The organism is Janthinobacterium sp. GMG1, assembly GCF_034427795.1.
Classification (GTDB): domain Bacteria; phylum Pseudomonadota; class Gammaproteobacteria; order Burkholderiales; family Burkholderiaceae_D; genus Janthinobacterium.
The window spans coordinates 244,106-267,872 of record NZ_JAXQNT010000008.1 but is presented as its reverse complement, the minus strand read 5'-3'; the positions used below and the strand labels follow the sequence as shown (position 1 = coordinate 267,872).

Annotated in this window: 23 protein-coding genes; 5 read left to right on the top strand and 18 right to left on the bottom strand. The window is 65.6% G+C overall.

Annotation, left to right across the window (positions count from 1 at the left end):
* Positions 1-237: 237 nt before the first annotated feature.
* Together SJI03_RS21445 and SJI03_RS21440 are read left to right on the top strand one after the other, a co-directional pair.
* A complete protein-coding gene (locus tag SJI03_RS21445) occupies positions 238-3,426 on the top strand; it encodes a DUF2339 domain-containing protein (protein ID WP_322428500.1) in 3,189 nt (1,062 codons plus the stop codon).
* The gene (locus tag SJI03_RS21440) at positions 3,423-4,877 is read left to right on the top strand and encodes a DUF3999 family protein (RefSeq protein WP_322428499.1); all 1,455 of its coding nucleotides are present in this window, start codon (positions 3,423-3,425) and stop codon (positions 4,875-4,877) included. Before SJI03_RS21445 ends, SJI03_RS21440 begins: the two co-directional genes overlap by 4 nt.
* A 24-nt stretch (positions 4,878-4,901) precedes the next feature.
* Here SJI03_RS21440 and SJI03_RS21435 read toward each other — a convergent pair whose 3' ends face one another.
* Complete coding sequence (locus tag SJI03_RS21435; protein ID WP_322428498.1) at positions 4,902-5,645, bottom strand: helix-turn-helix transcriptional regulator; 744 nt, start codon at positions 5,643-5,645, stop codon at positions 4,902-4,904.
* A 160-nt stretch (positions 5,646-5,805) separates the two neighbouring features.
* Between SJI03_RS21435 and SJI03_RS21430 the strand changes: the two genes are divergently transcribed.
* Genes SJI03_RS21430 through SJI03_RS21420 form a run of 3 tightly spaced genes read left to right on the top strand, consistent with a single transcriptional unit; the run spans position 5,806 to position 7,459 of the window.
* Entirely contained in the window at positions 5,806-6,228 is a 423-nt protein-coding gene (locus SJI03_RS21430) for a hypothetical protein (RefSeq protein ID WP_077407467.1), read from the top strand.
* A gap of 24 nt (positions 6,229-6,252) precedes the next feature.
* Entirely contained in the window at positions 6,253-6,669 is a 417-nt protein-coding gene (locus SJI03_RS21425) for a hypothetical protein (RefSeq protein ID WP_322428497.1), read from the top strand.
* A 4-nt stretch (positions 6,670-6,673) separates the two neighbouring features.
* A complete protein-coding gene (locus tag SJI03_RS21420; RefSeq protein ID WP_322428496.1) occupies positions 6,674-7,459 on the top strand; it encodes a DUF2145 domain-containing protein in 786 nt (261 codons plus the stop codon).
* On the opposite strand, the gene SJI03_RS21415 is transcribed toward SJI03_RS21420, so the two are convergent.
* The 17 genes from SJI03_RS21415 to SJI03_RS21335 all read right to left on the bottom strand — a co-directional run bounded on the left by SJI03_RS21415 (position 7,456) and on the right by SJI03_RS21335 (position 23,766).
* Positions 7,456-8,079 (bottom strand): 4-phosphopantetheinyl transferase, encoded by a 624-nt coding sequence (locus tag SJI03_RS21415; RefSeq protein ID WP_322428495.1) that lies wholly within the window; start codon positions 8,077-8,079, stop codon positions 7,456-7,458. The genes SJI03_RS21420 and SJI03_RS21415 overlap by 4 nt on opposite strands.
* A gap of 131 nt (positions 8,080-8,210) precedes the next feature.
* Positions 8,211-8,807 carry a hypothetical protein gene (locus SJI03_RS21410; protein ID WP_322428494.1) on the bottom strand — a complete coding sequence of 199 codons (597 nt, stop codon included), beginning with the start codon at positions 8,805-8,807 and terminating at the stop codon, positions 8,211-8,213.
* Positions 8,808-8,911: 104 nt separating this feature from the next.
* On the bottom strand, positions 8,912-9,361 hold the full coding sequence (locus tag SJI03_RS21405; RefSeq protein ID WP_322428493.1) for an excinuclease ATPase subunit: 450 nt from the start codon (positions 9,359-9,361) through the stop codon (positions 8,912-8,914).
* Positions 9,362-9,434: 73 nt separating this feature from the next.
* A complete protein-coding gene (locus SJI03_RS21400) occupies positions 9,435-10,667 on the bottom strand; it encodes a beta-ketoacyl-ACP synthase (RefSeq protein WP_322428492.1) in 1,233 nt (410 codons plus the stop codon).
* The gene (fabG, locus tag SJI03_RS21395; RefSeq protein ID WP_322428491.1) at positions 10,664-11,389 is read right to left on the bottom strand and encodes a 3-oxoacyl-ACP reductase FabG; all 726 of its coding nucleotides are present in this window, start codon (positions 11,387-11,389) and stop codon (positions 10,664-10,666) included. The genes SJI03_RS21400 and fabG overlap by 4 nt, the downstream gene beginning before the upstream one ends.
* A complete protein-coding gene (locus SJI03_RS21390) occupies positions 11,382-11,855 on the bottom strand; it encodes a hotdog family protein (RefSeq protein ID WP_322428490.1) in 474 nt (157 codons plus the stop codon). Before SJI03_RS21390 ends, fabG begins: the two co-directional genes overlap by 8 nt.
* A complete protein-coding gene (locus SJI03_RS21385) occupies positions 11,852-13,042 on the bottom strand; it encodes a beta-ketoacyl-ACP synthase (protein WP_322428488.1) in 1,191 nt (396 codons plus the stop codon). The genes SJI03_RS21390 and SJI03_RS21385 overlap by 4 nt, the downstream gene beginning before the upstream one ends.
* Entirely contained in the window at positions 13,043-13,597 is a 555-nt protein-coding gene (locus SJI03_RS21380) for a DUF3261 domain-containing protein (protein WP_322428487.1), read from the bottom strand.
* On the bottom strand, positions 13,597-15,981 hold the full coding sequence (locus SJI03_RS21375) for an MMPL family transporter (RefSeq protein WP_322428511.1): 2,385 nt from the start codon (positions 15,979-15,981) through the stop codon (positions 13,597-13,599). Before SJI03_RS21375 ends, SJI03_RS21380 begins: the two co-directional genes overlap by 1 nt.
* A 5-nt stretch (positions 15,982-15,986) precedes the next feature.
* Positions 15,987-16,598 carry an outer membrane lipoprotein carrier protein LolA gene (locus tag SJI03_RS21370; protein ID WP_322428486.1) on the bottom strand — a complete coding sequence of 204 codons (612 nt, stop codon included), beginning with the start codon at positions 16,596-16,598 and terminating at the stop codon, positions 15,987-15,989.
* Positions 16,595-17,050, bottom strand: coding sequence for an acyl-CoA thioesterase (locus tag SJI03_RS21365; protein ID WP_322428485.1), 456 nt, complete (start codon positions 17,048-17,050; stop codon positions 16,595-16,597). Before SJI03_RS21365 ends, SJI03_RS21370 begins: the two co-directional genes overlap by 4 nt.
* Positions 17,043-18,611, bottom strand: a complete 1,569-nt coding sequence (locus SJI03_RS21360; protein WP_322428484.1) for an aromatic amino acid ammonia-lyase — start codon at positions 18,609-18,611, stop codon at positions 17,043-17,045. Before SJI03_RS21360 ends, SJI03_RS21365 begins: the two co-directional genes overlap by 8 nt.
* Entirely contained in the window at positions 18,598-19,569 is a 972-nt protein-coding gene (locus SJI03_RS21355) for an acyltransferase (RefSeq protein WP_322428483.1), read from the bottom strand. The genes SJI03_RS21360 and SJI03_RS21355 overlap by 14 nt, the downstream gene beginning before the upstream one ends.
* Positions 19,566-20,321, bottom strand: a complete 756-nt coding sequence (locus SJI03_RS21350; RefSeq protein ID WP_322428482.1) for a glycosyltransferase family 2 protein — start codon at positions 20,319-20,321, stop codon at positions 19,566-19,568. The genes SJI03_RS21355 and SJI03_RS21350 overlap by 4 nt, the downstream gene beginning before the upstream one ends.
* Positions 20,314-21,402: a class I SAM-dependent methyltransferase gene (locus tag SJI03_RS21345; RefSeq protein WP_322428481.1), complete on the bottom strand. Its 1,089-nt coding sequence runs from the start codon at positions 21,400-21,402 to the stop codon at positions 20,314-20,316. The genes SJI03_RS21350 and SJI03_RS21345 overlap by 8 nt, the downstream gene beginning before the upstream one ends.
* Entirely contained in the window at positions 21,396-23,228 is a 1,833-nt protein-coding gene (locus SJI03_RS21340; protein WP_322428480.1) for an AMP-binding protein, read from the bottom strand. The genes SJI03_RS21345 and SJI03_RS21340 overlap by 7 nt, the downstream gene beginning before the upstream one ends.
* Positions 23,221-23,766, bottom strand: coding sequence for a hypothetical protein (locus SJI03_RS21335; RefSeq protein WP_322428479.1), 546 nt, complete (start codon positions 23,764-23,766; stop codon positions 23,221-23,223). Before SJI03_RS21335 ends, SJI03_RS21340 begins: the two co-directional genes overlap by 8 nt.
* Position 23,767: the final 1 nt, after the last annotated feature.

Here is a 23,767-nt window from a genome sequence, read left to right as displayed (position 1 = left end):
CAATTAAGGAATTGCTAAAATACAGCACTATCTTGCGCACGACAATCTGAATGTCGTCCTCTTGCTCGGCATCAATACAGAAAACAGCCTGCGCGTCATGCTCGCCTTGCCGCCCACGCGCTGCCTGGCTCTTACTCTGATACAACAGAAATCGCTTGTTTCTTGATAATAAGGTAATGTGCGCATACCGCTGGCGCCCCTGCCCGCCCCTCCCGGAAAGCTGCCTCCATGTTTGGAATGACATCATTGACCATCCTGGCCTTGCTGGTCACCGCCTTCGTGCTGGTGCTGCAGCACCGCCGGAAAGTAGCGGATCTGGAATTGCTGACGGCGCGCTTGCGCAAGGAAGTCGACGCCATCCAGCAGCGCCTGCGAGCGCTGGAAGGCCAGGCCGAAGCGCCGGCCGGCACGTCCGCCGTGCCCATCGCACCCGCCGCGCCCTCTAGAGTGGCGCCCGTGGCAGCGCCGGCGCCTTTGCCGACGCCCGCCCCCGTGCCGCAAGCGGCAGCGATCAAGGTGGCCGAGGTGGCGAAGGTCGCGCCGGCCGCACCAGCTGCACCCGTGCCGCCGAAGCCAGCCCCGCCGGTTCCGGCCAGGCCCGCTCCCGCCGTCCCCAACACCCCGTCCTGGATCGCGCACCCGGATGGCCTCGTTGCCAAGGCCAAGAACTGGCTGTTTACCGGCAACCTGGTTGCCAAGCTGGGCTTGCTGATCCTCTTCCTCGGCGTCAGCTTCCTGCTCAAATACGTGTCGGCGCAGGTCACGCTGCCCATCGAGCTGCGCCTGGCCGGCATCGTGCTGGCTGACATCGCCCTGCTGGCCTGGGCCTGGCGCATCCGCCTCAGCCGTCCCGGCATCAGCCTGCCGCTGCAGGGCACGGCGCTGGCGATATTGATGCTGGTGACGTTTGGCGCCTTCCGCCTGTATGAACTGATCCCGGCCGGCCTGGCGTTTGCCGTGCTGTTCGTGCTGACGGCATTCACGTGTTTGCTGGCCGTGCTGCAAAACGCCGTCTGGCTGGCCGTCTTCGGCATCGTCGGCGGCTTTGCCGTGCCCCTGCTCGTGTCGACGGGCAGCGGCAACCATATCGGCCTGTTCAGCTATTACGCGCTGCTCAATGCAGGCGTCTTCGCCATCGCCCTGAAACGCGCCTGGCGGGTCCTGAATGTGCTGAGCTTTGGCTTTACCTTTGTCGTCGCCACCACCTGGGGCCTGCTGCGCTACACGCCCGAACACTACCTGTCGACGCAACTGTTTTTGATCCTGTTCGTGCTGTTCTATATCGGCATCGCGATTGCCTACTGCGCGCGCCAGGCGCCGCGCCTCAAGCATTACGTGGATGGCACCCTCGTCTTCGGCACGCCGCTGGCGGCCATGGGCCTGCAATACGGCCTGGTGCGGCACTTTGACTTCGGCCTGGCGTTTTCCGCGCTGCTCGCCGGCTTGACCTACACGGGACTGGCCGTGGCCCTGTGGCGCAGGAACGGTTTCAAACTGCTGGCCGAAGCCTTCCTTGCGCTGGGCATCGTCTTCGGCACCCTGGCCATTCCGTTCGCATTAGATGGCCGCTGGACCTCCGCCGCCTGGGCGCTGGAAGGCGCGGGCATCGTCTGGGTCGGCTTGCGCCAGCGCCAGACGCTGGCCTGGGCCTTCGGCTTGCTGGTGCAGGGGGCCGCCTGGCTGGCCTTCCTCGGCGCCATGCAGGAACTCAATACGGCAGCGGCCCTGGACGCCAACATCTGGCTCGGCTGCGCGCTGCTGGCCGCCGCCGCGCTGGTGATGGCCTACAATTTCCGCCGCCACGGCAGCCACTTGCACCCGGAGTTCATGCGCAGCCTGTCCGTGCTGTTCCTGACGGCCGCCACGGTCTGGCTGCTGGGCGGCATCTGGACCGAAATCCTGCTGCGCACGGATGCCGCCACGCAATTGAACCTGCTGACCGTCAGCGCGCTGGCAGTGGCAGCCCTGCTGGCGGCGCTGGCGCGGCGCGAACAATGGCATGCGCCGCGCGCGCTGCTGCTGGCCGTGCAGGTGCTGGCCGGCATGGTCATGCTCAGCCGCGCCAGCTGGGCCTGGGACCAACATCCGGCCAGCCTGTTCGGCGGTTCCTTCCTCAGCGCCCTGCTGCTGGGCACCGCAGCGTTTGCCAGCGCGCGTTTCCTTGCGCTGCGCGCGCGCGGCGGCGACGAGCTGCTGGCCCTGGTGGCGCGCCCCCTGCTGGTGTGGAGCGGCTTGCTGTGGTTTGCCGCCATCCTCGTGCCCTTCACCAGCTGGCTGCTGCGCCTGATCGACGGCGACCTGGGGCTGCAACCGCACGCGGGCGAACACTGGCTGGCGCTGTACCTGATCGCCGTCTGCGTCACGACGCCCGTGTTCGCCATCCTGGCGCGGCGCCTCGACTGGCAGCAACTGCGCTGGCTCAGCGTGGCCGCCTGGCTTGGCCTGGGCCTGTGGAGCGCCCACATGCTGCTGGCCTTGTACCTGCGCGATTACCTGCCGACCGGCTTGAGCTGGCTGGCCCTGGCCAGCGCCCTGGCGGCCGGCGAATACCTGCTGCGGGCCTGGCCGCAAGCGGGCTGGCAACTCGACGTGCGTGCCCTGCGCCTGTTGCATACGCTGCGCACGGCCGCGCCCTGGTTGATGCTGTGGCCCGTGGGCGCCATCCAGGTCAGCGCCTGGCTGGCACAGCATGAAGACAGCGTCAGCCCTGCCTGGGCCCGTTACTTGCCGGCCTGGGCCATGATGCTGGCACTGGCCCTGCTGATCCGCCGCTGCCGCGCGAACGCCTGGCCGGTGGCGCCGATTGCAGACTGGTACCCGCGTTATCTGATACCGCTGGCGGCGGCATGGTCGCTGCTGCTGATCGCCGCATGGAACATTTTCGACAACGGCGCCATGGCACCCCTGCCCTATTTGCCGCTGCTCAATCCGCTGGACCTGAGTACGGGCTTTGCCGTCCTGCTGGCCATTGCCAGCTACCGTTTATTCCCGGCCGGCCAGATCCCGCTGCCCGCCGTGTGGCAAACGCGCCTGCCTGTCGTGGCCGTGTGCTTGCTGTATGCCTGGTTCAACCTGATGCTGCTGCGCACCGTGTCGCATTACCTGGGCGTGCCGTATACCTTTGACGCCATGCTGGCCTCGCAGTTCGTGCAAGCGATGCTGTCGCTGGTGTGGAGCATCACGGCCCTGCTGCTGATGCGCCACGCGGCGCGCCAGCAGCGGCGCCAGCAATGGAGCCTGGGCGCCGTGCTGCTGGGCCTGGTCGTCTTGAAACTGTTCCTGATCGACCTGTCGAACGTGGGCGGCATCGAACGCATCGTCTCCTTCGTCGGTGTCGGTTTGCTGATGGTCTTGATCGGCTACCTGGCCCCCTTCCCCAAGGCTGCTGCGCCAGCGCCAGCCGAACCGCAACAAGGAGCCGCATGAAAGCCTCATTGATCTGCTGCGGCCTGCTGGTGGCAGGCGCCGCGCTGGCCGCACCTGGCCAGGACCGGCCGCAGGACTATGCCTGGAGCATGCCCATCCAGTCGCCGGCAGGCGCCGGCATCGTGCAGCTAACATTGCCCAGGGAAGTCTACCTGCACGCCAGCTCGGCCAGCCTGGCCGACCTGCGCCTGTTCGACGCCGACGGCAAGCGCCTGGCCTACGCCATCGGCGCACCACCCGCGCAATCGGCCACGCAGCGCACCAGCATTCCCGCCCGCATTTTCCCCGTGACGGGCGCGCCAGCAACTGGCGATGGCATGCAAGGCATCGATATCCGCACGGCCGACGATGGCCGCTTGCTGTCGGTCAGCACGCGCGCCGGCACGGCAGCGGCCACGGCGGCGCTGCAAGCGCTGATCCTCGACCTGGGCAAGCAAACGCAAGACAAGCGCATCGCCGCCTTGCGCTTCACGCCGCCGGCCCGCACGGACAATTACAGTGCGCAAGTGCTGCTGGAAGTGAGCGATGACCTGAAACAATGGGACGCCATCGGCACCACCACCCTGAATTGGCTCAGCAACAGCGACACGCAGACCCTGGCCAACGACAGCATCGCCTTTGCGCCGCGCGCGTTTCGCTATGCGCGCCTGAGTTGGCAAGCGGGCGAGCCGCTGGCCTTTGCGGCGATTACGGCGCAAGCCGTCAGCGAAACGGACATCGCCCCGCTGCGCGCCTCCATCGTGCTGCAAGGCTTGCCCGGCAAGCAGGCGAATGAATGGCGCTACGCCACTCCCCTCGCCATCCCCGCCGACAGCATCGCCCTGCAATTGACGCCCAACAATGTGGTGCTGCCCGTGACCCTGGGCGTGTATCGCCAAAGCAGCTATGTTCCCCGGCACCGGCTACACCTGCGCCACCAGGCGCGTCCCGCGCAAGGCGCCTATTTCGATCCCCTGCTGAGCACAACGTTTTACCGCATCGGCCTCGATGGCAAGGAGAGGGTCTCGGGAGACCTGACCATGCCCGTCACACAAACGGGCGAATGGGTACTGCTGACGGCCACGGATCTCGCGCTCTCCGCCAGCGACGCGCCCGCCATGCGCCTGGGCTGGACACCGGCCACCGTGGTCTTCCTGGCCAGCGGCAAGCCGCCCTATCAGCTGGCGTTCGGCAACCGCAACGCCGCCGCCGTGGCGCAACCGCTGGCGCAAGTGGCGCCCGGCTTCAGGGCGGACGAATTGCTGGCGCTCAAGACGGCCAGCGCCGGTCCGCTCAAACCCAACGGGGGCGTGGCTGCGCCCGCACGCGTCACCAAGGACGGGGCAACGTGGCGCCTGGCCGCGCTGTGGGGCGCACTGCTGCTGGGCGTGGGCGTGCTGGGCTTTTTTGCCTGGCGTTTGCTGACGCAGATGAAACAGGAACAAGGCAGGACCGACAAGCAGGAGCAATAGCCGCTTGCCCGCAATATGGCTGCCTCACTGCCGCAGCAACGCCTTGAACGTCTGCGGCATCCACGGCCGCGCCGCCAGCATGAAACTGATGGCCAAGCGCTCATCGCCGGGCAGGCGCGCGTCTTCCTGGTGCTGCTGCGAGAATTCCACCGCCACTTGTTTCAGGCGTTCCAGCAAGGCCGCCGTGGATTTTTTCGACAGCATCACGTTCACCAGACGCAGCAATTCCGTCTCGCCATCGAATTGCGAATTCAAGTAGTCGCCATAGGCTTCCTTTTTGAAATACTTGTGAATGGGACCGTTCGGTATCCACGCAAACGTGCGTGCCACCAGCAGTTTGACCCGGTTATTCGGCAGCAGTTCCAAAAAACCGATCTTGTCGAGGCGCAGCAGGTATTTCACGGCTTGCGCCTCGCTGATGTCGTAGATGGCGACGATCTGTTCCAGCGGCAGCAGGTTCAGGGCAGAGACAGCTACCACGAACAGCCGGGTATCCTCGATGATTTCCTTTTCCTGCGCATACGTCAGTCCCGTGATCAGGGTGGGCGCGGCCTGGGCTGACTGCACGGCCAGCGCCAGTTGCTGGAAATCGCTGCCGATGGCCACCAGGATCTGGTCCAGGCGCTGCAGGGTAAATTGCTTTTGCGAAAACATCCGCTTGACGCTGGCTTCGGACACGCCGATGCGCTGGGCCAGCTCGGCATACGTGACGGAACGCGCTTTCAACAGGCGTTTCAAGGCTTCGATCAAGGCGTGGGTTTGCGGCATGCACTTCCTTTATATAAATAGCATCGGTTCCAGCGGCAAAAAAGTAGCGCTATACGCTACCTGCGGTATGCCTGCCCGCTACGAGTAGCGTTTTCATTGACCAATTGCCCACAGTCTACAATGATGGCGTTGCCACTTGGCACACTTGAAGGAGAAACACATGAAACGCCTGCTGCCCCTCTGCCTGTCCCTGTCGCTGTTGACGCTCTCCGTGGCCGCTCCCGGCCTGGTCCACGCCGCCGCCTCCGAGAATCTGTCAAATGGCTCGCAAAACCTCAGCCAGGGATCCGCCATCGTCGTCGCAGGCTCCATGTCGATGCTGGTCGCCTCCGGCCAGGTGGTGGTCGCCAGCGTGGAAACGGTGGGCGAAGGCATCGTCATCGTGCTGAAAGGCGCGTCCGAAGCGGGCGGCGCTTCCATCCAGATGAGCACGCAAGCGGCCAAGGGCCTGTCGCTGGCGGCCGGCACCGTGGTCAACGTGGTGGCGCTGTCCACCGGTCACATGCTGGTTCTTTCCGGCAAGGCCATCGCCTTTATCCCGAACGAACTGGGCAAGGCGCTGCTGCACCACTCCAAAGTGTAACCACCAATGAAGAACGGACATTCCATGAAACATCTGCTCGCCACCGCCCTGCTGTGCGCCGCCACCATGGCGCCACTGGCCCAGGCCGCCAACTCCGACACCACCAACGCGTCCGACAACGCCAGCATGGCGTCGGCCATCGTGCTCGTCGGCTCCATGTCGGTGCTGGCCGCCGCCGGTGAAATCATCATCGACAAGGTGGAAGATGTGGCCGACGGCAGCGTCCTCGTGCTGAAAAGCGCAGCCAAAGGCGCCTCGCAGGCGGCCACGGCCTCCGTCAAGCTGAGCCAGAAGGCCACGCAGGGCCTGTCGCTGGCGGCCGGCACGGCCATCCAGGTGGTGGCCGTCTCGACGGGCCACATGCTGGTGCTGTCGGGCAAGGCCATCGCCTATGTGCCGAATGCGGCCGGCAATGCCATCCTCCACCATTCGAAAGCGTAAACCCATGAAACGCCTGACTGCCATGATCATCAGCCTGGCCCTGGCCGGCGCCGCCCATGCGGGACGCTCGTGCGAGGAAAAGCAAACGGATGCGACCACCCTCGTCAAATCGATGGACCTGGCGCAAAAGACACTGCAAGCGCTCGATGGCTCGGGCGCGCAGGTGGCGCTGCTGGCGCGCGCCGGGCAAGACCTGTCAAAGTACAATTTGCGCTATTCGCACATGGCGCTGGCCTGGCGCGACCACCCGAAGGGCCGCTGGCTGGTAGTGCATGAACTCAATGAGTGCGGCACGGCGCAATCGTCGCTGTACAACGAAGGCCTGGGCAATTTCTTCATGGACGATGTGTTCATGTATGAAAGCATGATCCTGATTCCGGGTCAGGATACGCAGCAGCAACTGGTGCGCCTGCTGACGTCGAACACGCCCAAGCGCCTGCATGAGGCGCACTACAACATGCTGGCCTACCCGTTTTCCACCAAGTACCAGAATTCGAACCAGTGGGTGCTGGAAACCCTGGCCGCCGCCAGCAACGAGCCCGGCAAGATAGAAACGCGCGCCGAAGCGCAAGGCTGGCTGCGCAGCGCCAGCTACGCGCCGCAAACGCTGAGCATACCCGCCGCCACGCGCCTGGGCGCGCGCATGTTCCGCGCAAATATCGCCTTCGACGACCACCCGTTCGAGCGCCGCATGACGCGCCAGATCGACGTCGTCACCGTCGACTCCATCGTGCGCTTCATGCGCCAGCGCGAACCGAAAGTGCAGGAAATCGTGGTACGGGGGAATTAGTCTGGCGCCAGACAGGACAATAGCAAGGCGGGCGGGTGTGCCAGCGGCGCGGCGCTGCACAGCACGATGGACAGCTCGGCATGCGCCAAGGTCACGCAAGCGCCCGCGTCCATGCCCAGCTTGTAGCGCGCCTCCGCCTCGCTCCAGCACTGGTAAAACGCCTCCCGGCGCTCCTCCTGTGGCAGCTTTTCCAGATCCGCCGCCACGGCCGCGCCAAACGCCTGGCGCGCCAGTGCCAGCACGTCGCGCCGCGGGTCACGCAGCTCAATATCGAGCCCCAGCCGCGTGGTACCGCTCAACGCACAGGCAACCCAGTGGCCGCTATGCGAGATACTGAAATAGGGACCACCGGCGGGCGCCAGCAGCCGCGGCGCCTGACCTGATCTCTCTTCCAGCGCAATGGACTCCGGCGCCACTTCCAGCATTTCCCCCATGGCTACGCGCAGCAAGGCACGCCCCAGCAGGAACTGGCGCCGGCGCAATGGCCGCACAAAGCGCGCGTATCGGGCCGTTTCCGCTGGCCCGAGCCATGTTTCATACTGAGTCAGCTGCGCGAGATCAATGCTGCGGGAATCGAGCAGGCAGATGCTGGCGCCGTTACCGGGGAAGGCTGGTGACATGACAAGGTCTGGATAGGCAAAGGCGCAGTCTGCCACAAATGACCAGCATGCATGCAGCAAAAAAATGGCAGCGCGGTTGCCCGTCGCTGCCATCTCAGCAGGTCTGCAGGCGCTTGCGCGCCGCGCCCTTCTTAGTTCGTCATTGCTGCTTCGACCGCTTTACTATCGGCGCCAGTCGGGCCGCCTTCGGCACGTACATAGTTGGCCTTGATGTAAGCGCTGGTCAGGTTGGCGATGCGGGTCAGCATCAGGTTATCGTGCACGCCAAACGTGAATCCGGCCGCCATCGCGTCGGCGCGCTGGAAGAACTCTGGCGTCGCGACCAGGGCGCCCTTGTTGTCGCGGATCATGACGCGCATGCGCACGCCGGAGCTGCCGGCCAATGGTCCCAGGAATACGCGCTTGGCGCCGCTCTTGAACTGGATTTCTTCGACGATAGGCTCGATGATAAGCACGCGGCCATTGGCCGGGGCGGCATTCCAGCTGGTCAGCGATTCGGCCAGGTCCTTGCGGATATTCTCGTCGATTTTCGCCATGGCGGCCTGGTTGCCCTTGTAGCCCTCGGCAAAGACTGTTGACTTGACTTCAATGCGGCCAAACGACGAGAAAGCCTCGCTCGGCGGCGGATTGGCCGTCGACGATGCCTTGATGCGCGTGGCGCAGCCTTGCAACATGGTCAATGCCAGCAACGCGCCAGCCAGGACGACAGTTTTCGATACTTTTTGCATATTCTCTTTCTACTTTTTTATTGGAGTGGCTCCCGGACGCGATCACTACATCTGATTGCGCCGGTCACCGATGGGGTGGACTTCCCTGCTGCTTCCTGCTACTGCTACTTACTTGCCTTCAACTTCACGAACTCACCCTTCAAGGCCACGCCCGTCATCATCGTGCCTTCATGGCACTCGAATTGCGTGGCGCTGGAATTTTCGATGTTCTTGTAATTGCTGACGATATTGACGACGGCATCCGCGCCCACCGACTGGGCACGCTTTTGCAGCGCCAGCATGGCCGACAGGAAGGCCCAGTTGCACGAGGTTTCTGCGGACTTGCCGACGCCATTGGTTTTCTGGCTCGTCTTGTCGCTGCTGATGCGCGTGGCAATCGGCGGCGTTGCCTGGTCGCCAAAGTAGAATTTGACGGTATCGCCAAGGCGGGCCTGGGCATCGTTGGCGGACATCGCATTGGCGATCGGCATCATGTGTTTGGTATCGCCCGCCTGTGCCGGCAAGGCAACCGTCAGCGCCGCACTCAGCGCCGCCAGGATCATCATTTTTTTCATGCTGCTTTCCTCGATAAGTTAAAGATAGTACAAACGGAAGCACACTTGCCACTTGCGCCAGCACAAGCTGACTTCACGGCCGGTAACGCTTGAAGATCAGCGACGTGTTGATGCCGCCAAAGGCAAAATTATTCGACATCACATACTCGCATTCGATGGCCCGGCCTTCGCCGGCGATGTAGTCGAGCGGCGCGCATTGCGCGTCGACCTGCTGCAAGTTGATGGTCGGGGCGAACCAGCCTTCGCGCATCATTTCGATGCTGATCCACGCTTCCAGCGCGCCGCAGGCACCCAGGGTGTGGCCCATGTAGCTTTTCAGCGAACTGATAGGCGTGCGGTCGCCAAACACCTCGAACGTGGCTTGCGATTCGGCGATGTCGCCCTGCTGCGTCCCGGTGCCATGCGCATTGATGTAGCCGATATCGGACGGCTGCAAGCCGGCGTCGGCCAGCGCCAGCAGCATCGCCTGGCGCATGGTGGCGGCGTTCGGCTGGGTCACGTGGCAGCCATCGCTGTTGGTGCCGAAGCCCACCAGTTCCGCGTGGATGGCGGCGCCGCGCGCCTGCGCATGCTCGAATTCTTCCAGGATCAGGCAACCGGCGCCTTCGCCGATGACAAGGCCATCGCGGCTGGCGTCGAACGGGCGCGGCGTCGTGTGACCCGCGTCATTGCGCGTGCTGGTGGCGAACAGGGTGTCGAAGACGGCCGCCTCGGTGGCGCACAGTTCCTCGGCACCACCGGCGATCATCGCCAGTTGCTTGCCGCCGGCGATCGCCTCGTAGGCATAGCCGATGCCCTGGCTGCCCGAGGTGCAGGCGCTCGAGGTGGTGATGACGCGGCCTGTGACGCCGAAAAACACGCCGATGTTCACGGGCGCCGTGTGCGCCATCATCTTGATGTAGGTGGTGGCGTTGATGCCCTTGGTGGTGCGCTCTTCCATCATGCGGCCAAAGTCGCCGATGGCGCTGGGCGTACCCGCCGACGAGCCGAAGGAAATGCCCATCTGCCCGCTTTTCACCACGGGGTGCCCGGCCAGTCCCGCGTGTTCGAGCGCCAGTTCGCTGGCGCGCGTGGCCATCAAGGCGATGCGCCCCATGCTGCGCACCGCCTTGCGGTTATAGCGGTCTGTCAGCGCGAACGGCGCGGCCGGCGCGCCCAGCTGCGTATTCAAGCCTTCATAATCGGCCCATTCCTCCATGCGCACGATGGCGTTGCGGTACTCGCCCAGGCGCTGGCGGATGGCCGGCCAGTCGTTGCCGATCGGGCTGATGCCGGCCATGCCGGTCACGACTACCCGGCGGCTCATGCCATGCCTCCGTTGACAGAAATGACCTGGCGCGTGATGTAGCCCGCCTCCTCGCCAACGAGGAAACTCACGGCGGCGGCCACCTCTTCCGGCGTGCCGACCCGGCGCGCGGGGATCATCTTCAGCGCTTCGTCGAGTGGAACCTCGCTGATCATGTCCGTCTCGATCAGGCCCGGCGCCACGCAGTTCACGGTGATGGCGCGCTTGGCCAGTTCCAGCGCCAGCGCCTTGGTCGCACCGATGATGCCTGCCTTGGCCGCGCTGTAATTGACTTGCCCGCGGTTGCCGATCAGGCCCGAGACGGATGCCATGGTGACGATGCGCCCCGGTTTGCGGCGCTGTACCATCGGCATCACCAGCGGGTTCAGCACATTGTAGAAACCATCGAGGTTGGTTTGCAAGACGATGTCCCAGTCCTCGCCCGACATGGCGGGAAACGCATTGTCGCGCGCCACGCCGGCATTGCACACGACGCCGTAATAGCAGCCATGTTCGGCGATGTCCGCTTCCAGCGCGCAAACTGCCGCGGCACGGTCGCCGATATCGAACTGCAGCACGCGCGCCGCGCGCCCCAGCGCCCGCACCTGCTGCGCCACCGCGTCGGCTTCGGCGCGCGCGCTGCGGCAATGCAGTACCACGTCAAAGCCATCGCGCGCAAGGCGCAAGGCTATCGCCTTGCCGATGCCGCGCGACGATCCCGTCACCAATACACTTTTACTCATGCTGCGCTCCATTCATACTCTCCTGCAGAAATTGCTTTGCATCTTCGGGCTGAAATACCGTGATCGTCGCTTGCGCCAGCACGGCGCCCGCCATCTCGATACGGCACTCGAACGCGCCCAGTCCATTCTCGCCCTGCAAGGCTTGCTGCACATGCACCTGCAGCACGCTGCCATCGACGAACAGGGGCAGCTGCGCTTCGTAGCGCCGCGCCCCCAATAAAAAACCGATCTTCACGGGCGCACCGGCCAAGCGGGCGCGGTAGCCTGCATGCGCGGCGATCGCCTGCGCCATGTATTCGATGCCGACCCAGCTACCCACCCCTGCCGACGGCGCGTCATACAACACGCTGCCGGCATGGATGGTGACTTCGGCGCACAGGTTTTCCACATCGGCCGACAGCACCCGGTCGAGCAGGACCATGGCGCCGGAATGGGGCACCAGCTCACGGATAGGCGGAAAACTCATGCTCCCCTCCCGAACAGCAGAGCGGCGTTCGATCCGCCGAAGGCAAACGAGTTGCTCAGCGCCCAGTCGAGCGGACGCCCCAGGCGCGCGCCAGGCAAAGCCAGGCGCAGCGGCGGCAGGGAATCATCGGGCACGCCATCCCACAGGTGCGGCGGCAGCAAGCCCTCGGCGTTATCGTCCTGCATCGCCAGCCAGCACAGGGCCGCCTCGATGGCGGCGGCCGCGCCCAGTGCATGGCCCGTCAGCGGCTTGGTGGAGCTGACCATCGCCGTGGCGCCGAACAGGTCGGACACCACGCGCGCTTCCATCGCATCGTTCTGCGGCGTGGCCGTGCCGTGCAGGTTCACATAGTCGACTTGCGCCGCCGTGATGCCCGCGCGCGCCAGGGCCTGGCCGATGGCCAGGCGCGCCCCGCCGCCTGCGGGATCGGGCGCCGACATATGGTGGCCGTCGGACGATTCGCCCCATCCGCGCAAGGCCACGCTGGCCGGTTCCGCCGTCATCAGGAACAGGGCCGCACCTTCGCCGATATTGATACCGTCGCGGTTCGCGCCGAGCGGATTGCAGCGCCGCGCGCTGACGGATGCAAGCGCGGAAAAACCGGCCACGGTAAAGCCGCACAGGGTATCGACGCCCCCCGTCAGCACGGCGTCGCACAGGCCCATGCGGATCAGGCGCGCCGCGCTGGCCATCGCCTTGGCACTCGACGAACAGGCGCTCGAATGCACGAGGGCCGGGCCGTCGATGCCCAGTTCCTCGGCCAGCATCAGAGCCGGCGACGCCATCTCCTGCTGGCCATAGTGGAAGGCTTCCGGCAAGCCGTCGCCCGCCACATGCTGGCCGATGGCGTCTTCCGTCTCGCCGATGCCCGAGGTGCTGGTGCCGATCACCACGGCCACGCGGTCCGCGCCGTAGCGGACGACGGCATGTTCCACGGCGGGGCGGATCTGCGCCAGCGCCGCCAGCGCCATCTGGTTGTTGCGGCTGCGCGCGGCGATGCCGTGCTGTGCCACCGATGGCAGGGCCGCATCGACCACGCCCAGCGGCAGCACGCGGCCCGGCGTGTGGCGGTCGGTGGCCAGCACGCCGCTGTGCGCGGCAAACAGGCGCGCGCGCACCTCGTCGCGGCTGGCCCCCAGCGCGCAGACGATACCGCAGTCATTCAAATACACGGTCAAGCCAGTCATTCAACTTCCTTCCGGGGCGTTCTGTATCGTCAGGCGATAGCGGTAGCGCAGGTTGTCGAGCACCACCGTGCCGCTCCAGCGCGGCATGGCGCTGTAGTCGATCACCGTCACCGCCTCGTCATGCAGGAACAGGGTGCGGCGCAGGCCGCTGTCCTCGATGCGCCAGCCGGTCGGCAAGACCTCGGCGATCGCCTCGCGCGGCCACAAGGTCAGCTGCATGTCTTCCAGCACGTCTTCCGCGCGCACCTGTGCCGGCAGCATCAGGTGGCGCCACGACGTCATCTCCTTGCCGTCGTAATGCAGCGACAGCACGCGCTGGCCGAACGCCAGGCCCACCAGGTCCAGGTGCGACGGCTCCACTTCCAGCGCCGCATCGAGTTCGTCGATGCGCCCTGCCCGTTCGACAACCAGATGCTGCTGCAAGCTGACCGTGGCGCCCAGTGCGGCCGGCGCCAGTTTCAGGCCCAGGCGCGCCGGTGCCGAAGGAGGCGTGCTGGCGCAGCCGGCCAGTGCCAGCAGCAGTGCCGGCACCCATCGTTGACAGTGCAAAAACATCAGATTTCTCCTGCGGCATCGGCCGCGCTACGGTTGTCTGCCTCGGCAAAGCATGGCGACAGCAGCCAGACCAGCGCCGTACCGATCAGCATGGTCAGGCCGAATGCCTGCAAGGCCGCCGTCTTGCTCAAGGCCAGCAAGCCGAAAGACAGAATGGTATTCGCCGCCGACAAGCCCACGGCCAGCCACGGCGTATTGTTGCGGCGATCAGGATGCTCCTGCATGAAGATGCCGTAATCGACGCCCACGCCCAGCAGCAGCATCAGCGCCAGCACGTGGAACAACTGCAGCGGCAGGTTCAAATAACCGAGCAAGGCCAGGGCCGCCACGCTGGCCAGCGCAGTCGGCGCCAGCACGCGCCAGGTGCGGCGCCGGTAACGGGGCAGCAGCAAACCGAAGACCACCACGTAGGCACCCAGCACCACGGCGCCCATGTAGACGCGGTAGCGGCCCAGCACCGAGGAAATTTCACTCACCTTGTCGACCCACTGCACCCCGGGCAAACCGTCGGCCGCCTGCGCCAGCAGAGGAATGGCCGCATACTGCATGCCGCGCAGAGCGACAATGGAGGCATAGCCGCCTTTGACCTTGCCCAGCCACAGGTGGCGCCATGGCTCGCTGGCCGGCACCTGCAAGAAGGCATCGATCGACAGCGGCGCACCGGCTTGCGCCAACTGCGCGCGTACCTTGCCGGCCCACTCGGGACCTTCATCGACGGACTGCGCCAGCAAGTCGAGCGCTGCGCCCGGCCGCAGGATGGCCGTGTCGAGCAAGGCCCGGCGCGCCGCCTGCGTTTGCAACGACGGCACCCAGTTCGACATGGCCTGATAGCCGCTGATGTGCTTTTGCGCGATCAGCGGCAGCAGCCGTTGTTTCAACGCTTCCTCGCGCTGCAGCACGGCTTCCGCACTGTCGCCGCGCACGAGGTAGAACTGCACCGGCGTGGGCCCATCGAGCAATTTGCTCAATTTGATCTGGTCGCGTATCAGGTGCGCGGGCGGCGTTTGCAGCAAGCGGATATCGTCGTTGACACCGAGGCGGCCGATGCCGAAGACGGCAAACACGGCGAACAGCACGCCGCCAGCCAGGGTGGCGCGGTTGGCGCGCAACAGCGGCCAGCACGCGCGCGCCGCGCCGTAGCGCGCGACCAGGACGCCGCTTTTCAGGGTGCCGCCGCGTATCAGCGCAGGGAACCAGAACACCACGGTCAGCCAGGCAAACACCAGGCCCAGGGCGGAAAACACGGCCATGTGGCGCAGGCCGGGGAATGGCGTCAGGGCCAGGCCCAGGTAGCCGATGACGGCGGCCAGCAAGGTCAGGCACAGGCCCGGCAGCAGCCGGCGCAGCAAGGCGCGCGAGTCGAGCGCGGGATCGGCGCCCAGGCGGTTGCACAGGAAATAAATGCCGTAATCCTGCGCCACGCCGATCAGACTGGCGCCAAACACCAGGGTCATCAGGTGGACTTTACCGAACAGCAGCCAGCACACGGACAAGGAACCGAGGCAGCCGATGCCGATCGACAGCAGGATCAGCGCAATCGGCTTGACCGAGCGGAAGGTCAGCCACGTCAGCAGGATGATGCCGGCCAGGGAGCCCAGGCCGATGGTCGACATCTCGCCCGCCGCCTGGCTGCTGGCGGCAGCCGCATGCAGGATCACGCCGGCGCTGATGATGTCCACGCCAGGCACAGCCTGCCGCGCCGCCGCCTCGGCTTGCGCCAGCACGGGCAGCGCGCTTTCCTGCGCGCCCAGCGAAAAGGCGGGCAGGCGCAAGGTCAGCGGCAGCAGCACATACTGGCGTTCGCCGTCGGCGACGAACAAATGGCCGTCGCGCGGACGCACGGGGGTTTCCTGCGCCCGCTCCTGCACCCAGCCGCTGAACAGGCCGAAAGGATCGTCCTGCCAGGCGCCCAGTTTCGGCCCACCGAAAGGACTGTAGAGCTGACTCAACGCCGAATCGCGCCAGAATGCGGGCGTTTCCTGGCGCAGCTGCGTTTCCTGCGGCGCCGTCAGCAGGGTCAAGCGGTGCTGCTGGAACAGGGCCAGCCAGTCGTTCTGCGTCTGCTCGTCGAGCGGCGTGGACTGGAACAGGTCCGGTTGGCGCGCCAGCACGGCGCTATAGGCGTCGGCCGCTTTTTTGGCCTCGGTCCAGTCGGGCGCACCGACCAGCACCACCAGACGCTGCTGCGCCGCGTCGACCATGTGTGTAAATGATGCCTGCAAGACGGGGTCGCGCTCCTGCACCGGCAGCAAGGCAAGAATGTCGGTTTCGGGCGCGATGCGCTTGCCCAGCCACAGATAGGCGTTATGCGCGAGCAGAAGCGCCACCACCAGCGCCCAGGCGATGGCCAGCAAGCGCCCGGCGTTGCGGCCACGCTTCGTCAGGGAAGTCAAAACAGGGCCGCCTCTTGCGCCGTGATGGCGGCCGGTCCCGTTTCAATCGCGGAAAACACGATGCTGGTGCGGTCGCCGCTCGCTTCGCTGATGCTGATGTTTTTCACGAAGGCGCCGCCATCGAGGCGGATGCTGCCGATGGCCTTGGCCAGCGCCGGCTGGCGCGCCTTCAGCGCCACCTGCCAGGTGCCGCCATCGATGCTGCCGTCCACTTCAAACAGCGTATCGAGTTGCGCCAGGTCGCCGGCCAGCAGCGAAAACAACACGCTGTTGATCATCTTGACCACCGGTTCCGTCTTCGCGTCCAGGCGCATGGCCACGCGCTCGCCCTGGAAATGCACGATCTCGTCGCGCGTCAGGCGCAGGGTATTCGGAAACGGCTGCAAGGTGCGCCACAGCACACCTTTGCCGGCCACCACGCAAAAGCGGCCATTCGAGGCCAGCGCCTTCTTCATGCCCGCCAGCTGCTTGCTCTGGTCGAAACGGCCGCACAACTGTTGCGGCTTGGCCAGCATGGCCTCGATCTTTGCCACGGGCGCGGCCGCGTGCAGCGGCGCCATCGCCATCAGGCACAGGCATGCCAGCAAAACTTTGAATTGTTTTTTCATACGGTCTTCAATCCCAATTTTTCAAACAGTATCGGCGGCGAGGCAAAGCACATCTCGCCGCTGGCGATGTCGACGGCCACCTGCGTCGTGCTGGCGCGGTTCAGGCGCTTGCCCGTCGCGCTGTCACTGACCAGGTAGTCGATCTTCAAACGGTCTTCCCATTCCACCAGGTCGGCGCGCAAGGTCAGGCGCTGGCCAAAGGTGGCTGGCGCCACATAGCGCAAGTGCATGTCGATCACGGGCCAGGCATAGCCGGAGGCCTTCATGTCGACGTAGTTGTAGCCAATGCTGTCGAGCAGCGCGCAGCGCACCACTTCCAGGTATTTCACGTAGCGGCCGTGCCAGACGATCTCCATCGGGTCCAGGTCGAAGAACTGCACCTGCATCTCGACTTCGGCGTTCCAGCGGCTAGGCGTGGCCTTTTTGCCGCGCACCTTATGCGTCTCAGTCATTCCCGGCTCCGTACAACGGCCACGCTTGCGTGCGCATGCGTTCGAGCAGCACGCGCAGTTCCGGATCGAGGCGGCGATCTTCTTCAACCGGCGCGATGTCGGCCGCCAGCGCCGCCATCATCGCCGCCAGCGCCGCTTGCGGCGGCACGTCGGGACTGACCTTGCAGCGCAGCCAGACGCCCTGGCGCACCGTGATCAGCAAGGCGGCGGCCACCTGCTCGCACAGCTCCAGCACGCGCAGGCAGTCGCGCGCGGCGATGGTGCCCATGCTGACCTTGTCCTGGTTGTGGCATTCGGTCGAGCGTGAAAACACCGAGGCGGGCATGGTCAGCTTCAGTGCTTCGGCCGTCCAGGCGGAGGCGCTGATCTGCAGCGCCTTCAGGCCGTGGTTGATGGCCGCGCGCGGCCCCGTGGCACCAGACAGGTTGGCCGGCAAGCCCTGGTTGTAGCGGCTGTCGACCAGCAAGGCCATCTGGCGGTCCAGCAGGTCGGCCAGGTTGGCCACCGTATTCTTCATGCTGTCCATGGCGAAGGCGATATGGCCGCCGTAGAAATGGCCGCCATGCAGCACGCGCTCGCCTTCGGCGTCGATGATGGGGTTGTCGTTGGCGCTATTGAGTTCATTCTCGATCGACGAACGCAGCCATGGCAAGGCGTCGGCCAGCACGCCGATCACGTGCGGCGCACAGCGGATCGAGTAGCGGTCCTGCAGGCGCTTGCCATTGCGCTCCCAGGAATCGGTGGGCAGATCGGCGCGCAGCCAGGCCGCCACTTGCTGCATGCCTGGATGGGGTTTGACGGAGAACAGGGTTTCATCGAAGTGGTGCGCGTTGCCGTCGAGCGCAAACGAGGCCATGGCCGTGATGCGTGTCGTCAGGCGCGTCAGGTATTCGGCGCGCTCATACGCGAGGCAGGCCAGCGCCGTCATGACGGCCGTGCCGTTCATGATCGCCAGGCCTTCCTTCGGACGCAGGCGCAGCGGCGTGATGCCCGCTTCGCGCAGCGCCTGCTGCGCCGGCACCTGCACGCCGTCGCGCCACACTTCGCGCTCGCCACACAATACGGCCGCCAGGTAGGACAGCGGCGTCAGGTCGCCACTGGCGCCTACCGAGCCTTCGGACGGGATCAGCGGCAGCAGGCCAGCATCGAGCAAGCGCGCGATCTGCGCCAGCAGTTCCACGCTGACGCCGGAAAAACCCTTGGAGAGCGACGCCAGGCGCGTGGCCATGATGGCGCGCGTCTGCGCTGGCGTGAAGAATTCGCCCAGGCCGCAGCCGTGATAGGTGTACAAGTGGTGCGGCAGCTCGGCCACCAGTTCCGGCGGCACGGTCACCGTGCACGAATCGCCGTACCCGGTGGTCACGCCATAGATCGTGCCATCCTCGCGCAGCAGGCGGTCAAGAAAGTCGGCGCCGCGCGCGATCGCCGCCAGAAAGACGGGGTCGCTGGACAGTTCGGCGCTGGCCCGGCCATGCGCGATGTCGGTAATGTCTTCGATGCGCAGCCGCTCGCGGTCGAAGCGGACGGCGCGCCGGGTGTTTTTCAGGTCAGCGAGTTGCATCGGGAGTATCCAGTCTTGAAGTATCGGGGAGTTGCCAAAAGTCGTAGAAATTGAACCATTCGAGCGGCGCGCGCAGGCAGTGGTACTGCAGGCGCGCCGCATAGGCGGCCGCCAGTTCGGCCAGCATCGCCTCGCGTGCATTGCGCGGCAGGTGCAGCGACTCGCGGAACAGTTCGAAATGCACTTCCGAGCGCTGGCCGATGCGCATGGAAAACAGCAGATACACCGGGCATTGCAGCACGCTGGCCAGCACATACGGGCCGATCGGAAAGGCGGCCGGCTGGCCCAGGAACGGCGCCACCGCCACGCGCGGCTGCGGCGAGACGGGAACGCGGTCGCCGGCGATCACCACGAACTCGCCTTGCGCCACCTTTTCCGCCAGCAGCATGGCCGTGGCAGGCGTGATTTCCGTCACCTGCATCAGATTGAGCTGGCTGTCCGGATTGAGGCGCTCGAGCATGCGGTTGAACGCCTGCGCATGGCGCGTGTGCACGAGCACCGTCAGTTTCAGGCGCGCATTGCGCTGCGAGAGCACGCGGCACAAATCCAGGTTGCCCAGGTGGGCGCAGATCAGCAAGGCGCCGCGCCCCTCGTCCAGGCAGCGGTTGACGCCATCGTCGCCATCGACGCCGTGCAGGCTCACGCTGCGCGTGTCGTACAGGCCGCCCCATAGCAGCATCTTGTCGAGGATGGTTTCGGCAAACGTGGCGAAGTGCCGCAGCACGCTCAGGTTTGCCGGGCCGCCGCAGGCCGCGACGCGGCGCAAGTAGCTGCGCGACACGCGGCGCGCACGCGGCTTGGTCAGCACGTACCACGCCAGCACCGGGTACAGCACGATGCGAAAAGGCCAGCGGCCGAAGACGCGGCAGATCCAGAACAGCAGGCGCATGCCGGCCACGAAGCTGACTTCATTGAAGCCGGACCAGTGTCCGCGCGACGGCTGCGGTGCCGCCGTCATCGCGCGCGCCAGTGGCGGGCCAGCAGGCGCGGTGCGCGCCACAGCATGCCGAAAAACAGACGCGCGTGCATGCGCGAAATGAGCACGTTGTCGCGCCACAGCTCAAAATGCGAGATGCCGTCGCTGGGGTAACCGACGCGCGTGGGCAGATTCGCCATCGACAAACCATCCCAGTACAGGCGCACCAGCACATCGGTGTCGAAATTCATGCGCTGTCCCAGCTGGCACTTCTCTGCCAATGCCATGAAAGACGCCAGCGGATAGACGCGAAAGCCGCACATGGAGTCGCGAATCTGCAGCGACAGGGTATTGATCCATACCCAGACGTGCGTCGCATAGCGGCCGTAGTAGCGCGCCCTGGGCACCGAAGCATCGTACACTGGGTAGCCAACCACCACGGCCGCCGGCATGGCTTGCGCCTGCGCCAGGAAGCGCGGCACATCGTCCGTTTCATGCTGGCCGTCGGCATCGATCTGCAGCGCATGGCTGTAGCCGTGCGCATGCGCGTGGCGGCAGCCCGTCAGCACCGCCCCACCCTTGCCCTGGTTTTGCGCATGGCGCAGCAGGGTCACGCGCGAAGGATGCGCGGCGGCCAGCGCGTCCAGGGTGCGCGCGCCGACGTCAAAGCTGCCGTCGTCGACAAGGATCAGCGGCACGCCATGCGGCAGCAGGCGCTGCACCACGGCGCCGATTGCGTGTTCATGATTGAACACGGGAATCACGATGCACGGTTGAAAACGCACTTCAGTCACTGTGCGCTCCGGCGCGGCCAAAGCGCAGCAGCGAATGGCAATAGCCGATACCGTCGCGCGTGGTCAGCAACTCCAGGCCGGCAGCTTGCGCCAGGCGGATATAGTCGGTGCTCTGGTAAATCTTGCTGTTACCGCTGGCCATGGCCGTGAAGTACGGCGAGGTATTGATCAGGCAATAGGCGGCGATATCGTACTGCTGGCGGTCCCAGAAGGTATCCATGATCAGCACTTGCCCGTTCGGCCCTAGCGCCTGCGACACGCGGCGCAGGATGCTGGCGATGGCAGGCTCGCTGAAACAGCTGAGAAATTGGCTCATCCAGATCAGGTCCATGCCGGCCGGCAGGGGCGCCGCGTCGTCGAGCAGGTCGCAGGCGTGCAAATGCGCCCGCTCGCGCACGCCGGCATCGGTGAGAGTCTGGTCGGCCACCGCCAGTTGGCGCTCCAGATCGACCAGGTGCAGTTCCACGCCCGCATGGTAGGCCAGCGCCGCGCTGGCGAACTTGCCCGTATTGGCGCCGATGTCCATGATGCGGCGCGGCGCCGTGGCGAAGACGTCCGGGAATATCTCGGGGAACGATGTATCCGAATAATGGTGGTCAAAGGCGAACCAGCTGCCCTTGGCCGGCTCCGACAGGGCAGACAGGCCCTGGTACAGGGTAGGCCATTCGCCCAGCGCGGCCAATCCCAGCGGCTGCTCGGCGTCGAGCGAACGGTCCAGGTCGAACAAGCCCTGGTAGCAAACGTCATGCATGAAGTCCAGGTTGACCTGGGTGATGCTGTCGGTCAGCATGCAAAAACCGACTTTATCGAGCACATACGCGCCGTCACGCAGCGAGACGACGCCGGCCGACAGGCACGATTCGAGCGCCACCTTCAGCGCATATTCCGTCCAGCGGCCGCTGGCGGCCATCTCGGCCACGCTCAAGCCGCTGTGGCCTGTGTCGGCCAATGCCTGCAGCATGCCGCGCTTCCAGGCATAGCGCACGCATTGAAAGACGACGGGACCGAAAGCGATTTTTTGCGCCTCGAAACGGGCGGCAAAGGCGGTCTGGCGTTCGGGTGAGAATTTTTTATCTAACATGCGCTCGCTGCTGGAGTGGGTGTATCGGTGCCGCCATCGGGAACGGCAGCGGCATTCGGGTGAAACAGGATGCGGCCGCTGGCATGCTGGCCGGCGTCCGACAGATAACGAAATTGCAGGCTGGCCTTGAGCGCGTCGTATTCCAGCGCCAGCCGGACCGGCCGGTCCGGCAGCACCGGCTGCTGGAACTTCAGGGCATGCATGGCGCGGAACCGCGCGGGCAGGTCCAGGTGCTGGCGCGCGAAGTGCAGCGCCCACTCCACTTGCACCACGCCGGGCAGCAAGGGCGCACCCGTGAAATGGCCGTCAAAATAGAACAGATTCGCCGGCACGCGCAGCTGGAACAGCAACCGTGGCGTTTCGCCATCGGCCGAACGCTCGATCAGCCGCGCATGCGGCAAGCGGGGTTTCTCGAGCAATGCCAGCAACAGCGCCTGCGTCGTCTTGCCCTGCGCATTGATGGGCAATTGTTCCAGGTAGCGCCAGCGGCGCGGCATGGCAATGGCGTCGACCTGCCCGTCCAGCGCCGTTTGTAGCTGACGGTTCAGGGCCAGCTTGCCTTCGGCATCGAGCAGCGCCCGGCCAGCGGCGCTGCAGACGACAAAGGCGGCCACCTTCTGGCGCTCGCCGGCCGGCGCATCGCACAGCAACACGCGCGCGTCCAGCACCAGCGGCGTGGCCAGCAATGCCGCTTCGATGGCATTGAGGGAAATGCGTTTTTCTTCGATCTTCACAATGCGGTCGCTGCGTCCCAGCAGCTGGAAGCGTCCTGACGCCGTTTCGCGCGCGCGGTCGGCCAAACATAGCCAGGCATCGTCGGCCAGGTGCGCCGAACGCACTTCCAGCGCGCCGTCAGCCATCAGGCGCCAGTCGACGCCAGGAAAACCCTGCCAGCTCTCGTCGTCAGGGTGCTCCGGCACGCGCTGGCGCCAGGCTACGCCGCCGGTCTCCGAGCTGCCATAGATTTCGCGCGGCACGCGGCCCAGCAAATGCCCCGCAGCCAGCGCGCTGTCCAGGGCCAGCGGCCCGCCCGAGGAAAACACGGCACGCAGCTGCGCGCGCGCGCCGGACCAGTCGATGTGTTCCGGCAGGCGTTTCAGGTGCGCGGGGCTGGCGGCCAGCACGCACGGACCGCGCGCCAGCAAGGCAGCCAGCTGTTCCGGGTAGTCCACGCTGTGCGCATGCACGGCACGCCCGGCCGCCAGCGGCCACAGGACCTTGAACAGCAAGCCGTAGATATGCTGGTGCGAGACGGTGGCGACGACGGCCGCGCCATCGGCGTGTTCGCCAAACAGGTGCTCCAGCGTGGCCACCTCGCTGGCCAGCTGCGAGAGTTTTTTCGGGATGGCTTGCGCCGTGCCCGTACTGCCCGAGGTGTACACCACCAGCGCCGGGAAATCGTCGGCGAGCTGCGTCCACGCACGCTCGGCCAGACTGTCCGGTGGCGGCGGCAGCGGCGCATGCGCTGCCGGGAACTGCCCCAGGAAACCATCGACGGACGCAGCCAGCGAAGCGCAGCTGGCCGGCAGCGTATCGGCCGTCAGCCAGACGGTCTTGCCCGCCTGCCAGGCGCCCAGCAAGGCGGCGCCAAACTCGATGCTGTCGTCCAGGTACAGGGCGAAATGGCGGCCTGCCTGGCCTTCCAGCAAGCCGGCCCAGGCGGCCATGCGCGCCGCAAAGTGCGCGCAATCGAGCACCGCGCCATCGCGCCAGCCCACGGGCATGGCCGGCGGGCGGCCATGCACGAACAGCGCAAGGCGCGCCAGCGGGGAAATCGGCGGATGTGCGTCAGGCACAGTGGCTTGCGGCAGGGAAGATTCAGGCATGGAGCAAACGCTTAAAACGCAGGCGGACGAGATACTCGCCGCCAAATAACAGGGCCATCAGAACATAGGCGATGACGCCCGTGTACAGCGACCAGACGGCTTCGCTGGCCCACAATGCCGTACCGAGCGCGACAGCGCCATTGACGAGAAAAAAACCGCACCAGACTTGCGTCACGCGGCGCGTATAGCGCACGGCGGCGGGCGGAAAATCCTTCTCGCGCAAGCGCGCCAGGCGTTCCACCACCGACGGCGGTGCCCACAAGCTGTAGCCGAAGGTGGCCAGCAAGACGACGTTGACCAGTACCGGATACAGTTTCAGCGGCAGCAGCAGGTTGCTCCACAGAGCGATGGCGGCCAGAAGCAGCGCGGCGGCCACCGACCAGCGCGCGGCGCGCTGCAGCTTCAGCGCGGGCAAGCGGCAGGCGACAGCCAGCAGCAACAGCAGCGCCAGCCAGCGCGGCTCGACCTGGCCCTGACCGAACCAGATCACCAACGGATACAGGACGGTCAGCAGCAACGCGACGGCATTGAGCAGCACG

What these genes read in the sequence shown, in the direction of transcription:
- SJI03_RS21445 (WP_322428500.1), top strand. Translation starts at nt 238, where the DNA reads ATGACATCATTGACCATCCTGGCCTTGCTGGTCACCGCCTTCGTGCTG.
- SJI03_RS21440 (WP_322428499.1), top strand. Translation starts at nt 3,423, where the DNA reads ATGAAAGCCTCATTGATCTGCTGCGGCCTGCTGGTGGCAGGCGCCGCG.
- SJI03_RS21435 (WP_322428498.1), bottom strand. Translation starts at nt 5,645, where the DNA reads ATGCCGCAAACCCACGCCTTGATCGAAGCCTTGAAACGCCTGTTGAAA.
- SJI03_RS21430 (WP_077407467.1), top strand. Translation starts at nt 5,806, where the DNA reads ATGAAACGCCTGCTGCCCCTCTGCCTGTCCCTGTCGCTGTTGACGCTC.
- SJI03_RS21425 (WP_322428497.1), top strand. Translation starts at nt 6,253, where the DNA reads ATGAAACATCTGCTCGCCACCGCCCTGCTGTGCGCCGCCACCATGGCG.
- SJI03_RS21420 (WP_322428496.1), top strand. Translation starts at nt 6,674, where the DNA reads ATGAAACGCCTGACTGCCATGATCATCAGCCTGGCCCTGGCCGGCGCC.
- SJI03_RS21415 (WP_322428495.1), bottom strand. Translation starts at nt 8,079, where the DNA reads ATGTCACCAGCCTTCCCCGGTAACGGCGCCAGCATCTGCCTGCTCGAT.
- SJI03_RS21410 (WP_322428494.1), bottom strand. Translation starts at nt 8,807, where the DNA reads ATGCAAAAAGTATCGAAAACTGTCGTCCTGGCTGGCGCGTTGCTGGCA.
- SJI03_RS21405 (WP_322428493.1), bottom strand. Translation starts at nt 9,361, where the DNA reads ATGAAAAAAATGATGATCCTGGCGGCGCTGAGTGCGGCGCTGACGGTT.
- SJI03_RS21400 (WP_322428492.1), bottom strand. Translation starts at nt 10,667, where the DNA reads ATGAGCCGCCGGGTAGTCGTGACCGGCATGGCCGGCATCAGCCCGATC.
- fabG (WP_322428491.1), bottom strand. Translation starts at nt 11,389, where the DNA reads ATGAGTAAAAGTGTATTGGTGACGGGATCGTCGCGCGGCATCGGCAAG.
- SJI03_RS21390 (WP_322428490.1), bottom strand. Translation starts at nt 11,855, where the DNA reads ATGAGTTTTCCGCCTATCCGTGAGCTGGTGCCCCATTCCGGCGCCATG.
- SJI03_RS21385 (WP_322428488.1), bottom strand. Translation starts at nt 13,042, where the DNA reads ATGACTGGCTTGACCGTGTATTTGAATGACTGCGGTATCGTCTGCGCG.
- SJI03_RS21380 (WP_322428487.1), bottom strand. Translation starts at nt 13,597, where the DNA reads ATGTTTTTGCACTGTCAACGATGGGTGCCGGCACTGCTGCTGGCACTG.
- SJI03_RS21370 (WP_322428486.1), bottom strand. Translation starts at nt 16,598, where the DNA reads ATGAAAAAACAATTCAAAGTTTTGCTGGCATGCCTGTGCCTGATGGCG.
- SJI03_RS21365 (WP_322428485.1), bottom strand. Translation starts at nt 17,050, where the DNA reads ATGACTGAGACGCATAAGGTGCGCGGCAAAAAGGCCACGCCTAGCCGC.
- SJI03_RS21360 (WP_322428484.1), bottom strand. Translation starts at nt 18,611, where the DNA reads ATGCAACTCGCTGACCTGAAAAACACCCGGCGCGCCGTCCGCTTCGAC.
- SJI03_RS21355 (WP_322428483.1), bottom strand. Translation starts at nt 19,569, where the DNA reads ATGACGGCGGCACCGCAGCCGTCGCGCGGACACTGGTCCGGCTTCAAT.
- SJI03_RS21345 (WP_322428481.1), bottom strand. Translation starts at nt 21,402, where the DNA reads ATGTTAGATAAAAAATTCTCACCCGAACGCCAGACCGCCTTTGCCGCC.
- SJI03_RS21340 (WP_322428480.1), bottom strand. Translation starts at nt 23,228, where the DNA reads ATGCCTGAATCTTCCCTGCCGCAAGCCACTGTGCCTGACGCACATCCG.